Source organism: Bacillus sp. C30 (assembly GCF_040838255.1).
GTDB lineage: Bacteria > Bacillota > Bacilli > Bacillales > Bacillaceae_G > Bacillus_A > Bacillus_A mycoides.
Map to the genome: position 1 here is coordinate 1 of NZ_JBFPJH010000260.1, position 4709 is coordinate 4709.

At 36.2% G+C, this 4709-nt stretch carries 7 protein-coding genes; 1 reads left to right on the forward strand and 6 read right to left on the reverse strand.

Annotated features, from left to right (window positions below):
- Window positions 1–129: 129 nt before the first annotated feature.
- From AB3X49_RS17915 to AB3X49_RS17935, 5 genes are all read right to left on the reverse strand, one after another.
- Complete coding sequence (locus tag AB3X49_RS17915) at window positions 130–588, reverse strand: YlbF/YmcA family competence regulator (RefSeq protein WP_367963778.1); 459 nt, start codon at window positions 586–588, stop codon at window positions 130–132.
- 116 nt (window positions 589–704) lie between these two features.
- Entirely contained in the window at window positions 705–1277 is a 573-nt protein-coding gene (locus AB3X49_RS17920; protein WP_002014767.1) for a histidine phosphatase family protein, read from the reverse strand.
- A gap of 77 nt (window positions 1278–1354) precedes the next feature.
- A complete protein-coding gene (locus tag AB3X49_RS17925) occupies window positions 1355–1600 on the reverse strand; it encodes a YlbE-like family protein (RefSeq protein ID WP_002014770.1) in 246 nt (81 codons plus the stop codon).
- 11 nt (window positions 1601–1611) lie between these two features.
- On the reverse strand, window positions 1612–2049 hold the full coding sequence (locus AB3X49_RS17930; protein ID WP_002088296.1) for a YlbD family protein: 438 nt from the start codon (window positions 2047–2049) through the stop codon (window positions 1612–1614).
- A 173-nt stretch (window positions 2050–2222) separates the two neighbouring features.
- Complete coding sequence (locus AB3X49_RS17935) at window positions 2223–3257, reverse strand: CAP domain-containing protein (RefSeq protein ID WP_002088298.1); 1035 nt, start codon at window positions 3255–3257, stop codon at window positions 2223–2225.
- A gap of 208 nt (window positions 3258–3465) precedes the next feature.
- On the opposite strand from AB3X49_RS17935, the gene AB3X49_RS17940 reads away from it, so the two are divergent.
- Complete coding sequence (locus AB3X49_RS17940) at window positions 3466–3831, forward strand: YugN family protein (RefSeq protein ID WP_002066906.1); 366 nt, start codon at window positions 3466–3468, stop codon at window positions 3829–3831.
- Window positions 3832–3867: 36 nt separating this feature from the next.
- Here AB3X49_RS17940 and ctaG read toward each other — a convergent pair.
- A partial coding sequence (gene ctaG, locus AB3X49_RS17945; RefSeq protein WP_367963781.1) for a cytochrome c oxidase assembly factor CtaG occupies window positions 3868–4709 on the reverse strand: 842 nt, incomplete at its 5' end.

A 4709-nucleotide genomic window follows, 5' to 3' on the forward strand; every position in this document is an offset into this window, starting at 1 on the left:
TTTTTCAAAGAAAAAGCCGACAAACAAATTCCATGGGCTTTCGGGGGGCTGGGAATTTTTAAAAAGAAAAAAAAATAAAAAAAAAATCTTTGTATCCTTTTTCTTTTATTTCCAAAAAACCGGGGTAAATTACCCCGTTTTTTTACAACCACAACCGCCTCCGGTACCACAACCACCGCCACCGCCACAGCCACCCGCATCAAAAAACGGATTTCCTGTTGGAACTTTAACGGAAGAAGACACCTCAGAACCAATTGCTACACTAACTTCATCTAATAACTTCTGTAAAGCTGTTTCTGCTCTTTTAAAGGTTGCAACCTTATCATGCATATCTACAGAACGCTTTAATTCCCTCATTTTCGTCGAAACGAAAGTATAATCAGGATGATATTTACCAAAACGTTGCACTTCTTCGTATCGCTCTTTCATCGCTGTAAATTGCTGAATTAGCGTCTGGACTTCTATATCTTCTTGTAAATCCTTATAATACTTACGGTAATCTTCTGCTATATCTGAACAGATGATCGCTTTTGCAAGCTGCTCTGCCTTATCTAAAATCAATACGCTTTCCAGCGTCGCTACAATCATGAGAGACACCTCCGAGTATTCATCATAACACATTTGGAACAGAACTACTAATTGAAGTGTCTTACCTAAAAGAAAGATATGATTCTAATTACTTTTCATACAATCTCCTTGCACTCTTATACACTAATATGCTCCGCAATATTATATTTAAGAACATCCCATTTCCCGCTATTCTCTTTCACGTAGCTAATACATGCGTTTTTTAACGGCGTTTTAAATGTAATTTCATTTGGTGCAATTGCGTGTAAAATAGCTTTTATTGCATGTGAATGCGCAACAATGATAATACGTTTATCTCCATGTGCTGCTGCAACCTGTTGTAAAGCCGTAAAACAGCGCTCTACGATTTCTTCATCCTGCTCCATTCCTTCTACATTACCTTCTGTAATTAACTCTCTAACGGCTGCAACTGGTTTCCCAGAAGCTTCCCCAAAATTACGTTCCATAAATCGCTCATCTAATAAAATAGATGGTAATCCAATAGCCCCAGCAATTTCCTTAGCTGTTTCTTGCGCTCTAATTAACGGGCTACTTATAATTATATCCCACGATTCCGCTTGCAAGGCAGCTGCACTTTGACTCGCTTGCTTCTTCCCAACTTCATTGAGTGGAATATCTTCGCGCCCTTGAATAATCTCTTGAAAGTTCCAATCAGTTTGTCCATGTCGTACTAAACAAATTTCCGTCATGCTGCAACTCCTTTTTTAAATAATCCGATTCTATTGTAACAAAAGTTTTGCATAACGGACATAGTTTTCCCTTCCAATTACGTCGTATTTTGCTGCTTCATATACTGGAACATATCAATCATAATTGAAGCAACGGCCAATTGATTTTGAAATTTTTCCACTTTATCTGGTATCGTTTTTTTGAAATGCTGCATGGCAGCTAACTCAAAAGCTTCTTTTTCTTCTGGGTTACGCGTCAATTTCCGGTACCAGTATGGCTGTTCCCGAATATAGCGAGCTAAATCCTCATCAGCTTTTATAAACTCCATAAGCTCTGCTCTCATTCTCTTTCCCCCTAATCCTTTTGAAAGAAAAAAGGATTATTTTCAGAAGTACTTTGTTCTTGCTGCGCACGGTTTCCTTGAAATTGTTGAATAACTTGTTGCACGCTACCAATCGCACTCGTTACATTTGCTAAATGATGTTGCATTTGTTCTACGTCTAGCTTTTTAAAGAAAGAAAGCATTTGCCCCATCACATCAGCAGTTTTTTCCTCTTCTGTTCGATTTTCTTTTTCTTCTTTATTTTCTTTTACCGAAGAAAAAGCAGGTGCTCCATCAGGTCTATATGCTGTCCATATTTGATCTTCTTCACCAAGTAAGTACCATTCTTCATAAAATTGCTGCCAAGTTTTTTGACCACTTCTAACCTCATGAACCATTTTAGGGTGATGGTTTACAAACTCTTTAAACTGTTGAACCGATGGATGTAACGGCCCTTTTGTTGTTGGCATAATCCTCACCTCTTCATGTATATCTACTATATTGTAAGAAAAAAAAGGCACATGGTTCGCCTATTTTTAGACGATTCATGCACCTTTTTATCTTCCTATTTGTGGACAGTTAAAGCCCGATTGGTGAAGACTAATAATCAATGAAGGATGCCCCGACTGATTAAAGTTTCATTTTATTTTCGGATAAAGTTTTGAGTATAAAATTTATCATATACCCCAACACCTAATCCAGTAAATTGTTCATTTAATAAATTCTTTCTATGACCCTCACTATTTAACCAACCCTGTACCGCCGCAATTCCATCACTATGTTGCGCCGCTATATTCTCACCAGCAAGTTGAAAAGCCACTTGCCCACGTTGCAAGCGATCTCCTAACGTACCAAAAGTAGGTGAATCGTGTGAAAAATAATTATTATCCTTCATATCTTTACTATGGCCAAATGCAACATCTGCAGTTTGTTGATCCAATGTTAACAACGGTAATTGATGACGACTCCGAATAATATTTGTTAAATCGAGAATTTGTTGCATATTTCCATTTTCTACTTGCTTCATTTTTTCTGGCGTCAGCGGCTGTTCCGCTATTAATTCACCTGAATAAACAAGTTGATATGGTCTTTGTCGTAATAACGTTTCATCATCCATATAACGAAGACCAACAAGCTCATGTGTAAAGTGATCAAAGTATAATTGTGCCCATCCATCTTCTACAGGTACTAGCGGTTGTTCCATTACTTCCGTATCAGATAACTCAAATTGATAACTATTCTTTCCTCTTTTTAATGAAATCTCATGTGAAAGTGGATTCTTTTTATATACCTCTTCATACTTTTCATTTATATAATAGGGAGCCACCTTAACTTGCTCACCAGCAACATACGCCGTTACAACTTTACGTTCAGCAACTCCAAATTGAACATACTGAGCTAAATCTTGATTATACACCCACCATTCATATCCATAAGCAGACGGCTCTATTCGAGATGGTTCGCCCCACTTCGCTAATAAATTCTCAGAGTCCCCGCCAATCATATTTAAAACAGTGTCTGTGGATTCTTCATTTACTTGCTTCTTCTTTTTCACAATTTTATTTTCTTGCTTAGAGTGAGATGGGGTTAATATATATTGTGACACGAGTAACTTCCCGTATAAATCAACAGCTAAAATTAAAAATGTAATCATTACGATACGCAATAATTTCTTCAAACGATATACCTCCTGAACAAAGCATAAAATCGAGATATACACAAATCCTTTTATTTCCTTTTTTTGTGTGTACCGTACTCTTTTCACTATATCATATTTTCACGAAAAAAGTCTGGATTATCCCTTTTCTCGCAATACGAATTGCACTTTCTTATTATTCGTACTATTATAAAAATAATGAACTAACATTAAAATAAGGAGGTATTCTATGCAATTTACAAATACAAACTTTAATGATGCAGTCGTTGATCTAACTCTTTTAACTGAGATTATGGAAAACAATCATTTTGTACTTGCCGGACAATGGGATTACGAACGCGTTACATATGATTATAAATTTGAAATATTAAAGGATATTTATTATTTACGTGTACAAGGATTTGCTGTTGAAGGTGACATCGGCGGCAGACACGCTCAAGTAAAACTATTGCCACCCTTATTAGGAAAACATTATTATCCTCATGGCGTTGAATATGGCGATGATGAGATTTTTCCAACGAATGTACTTCAAAAAAGCGAACAACTCCTACAAAATATTGAAAAAGAGTTAAAAGAATTTCAAATTATTGAATAACAAAAAAACTAGCGCATTAACACGATGCGCTAGTTTTTATTTCGTCTGCAAATAAGGAGGTAACTCTTGCAGCTGCTCTTTATCCTTTTCACGCTCTCTACGTGCCCATTTAAAGAACACATAACCGATAATCGTACCGTACACTATTTCCTGGACAATTTTCATAATAATACCACCTGTTTGTTGGTCTTGTACTACCGGCATCCAATGTAAAAATTCTGGTCCAGTTATATTTAAAGCTGATAAAGTACCCGCCGGTACACAAAGTTCCATTGCCTTCATCCAAGCGGCCGGATCTGTATATGTTGCAAATAATGGTGCAGTCGCAAAAATTATTAACGCACAAGCTGGCGTTAATAAAATACCATTAGCAAACATGTAACCAAGCTTCTTAATATCACTTAAAGTTTGATATTCTGGCAGTGGATTTAACATCGGCCACCACATCATCATTGCTGCAAAAAACAATATAGCAAGGCAAATAGGATGCGCTATTTGACTTTGTTTTACTGCATCAAAAACAATTGGCAAATGATAAAAGGAAAACAGGCCATTAAATACAAACAATGCAATAAGCGGCTTAGCAAAAAACTTTATCACAATTTGAACGAACTTAAAAGAAGTAATATAACGATATAACCAAACAGGTATACCAAGCAGTAATAACGGAGGCACCGCAATATACATTACTGCCATCTCAAACATATGTGCACTAAATATGATATGACCAATTAAATCAATAGGTCCTCCCTTTACAAAATACAAAAGAACAATCCCGGTCGTAAAATAAAAAATTTGCTTCTTACTTACCTTCGTCGCATTTTCAAATCGCGTTCTATACGGTCCAATAATTAAAAAATAACTAATAAGAATCGAGA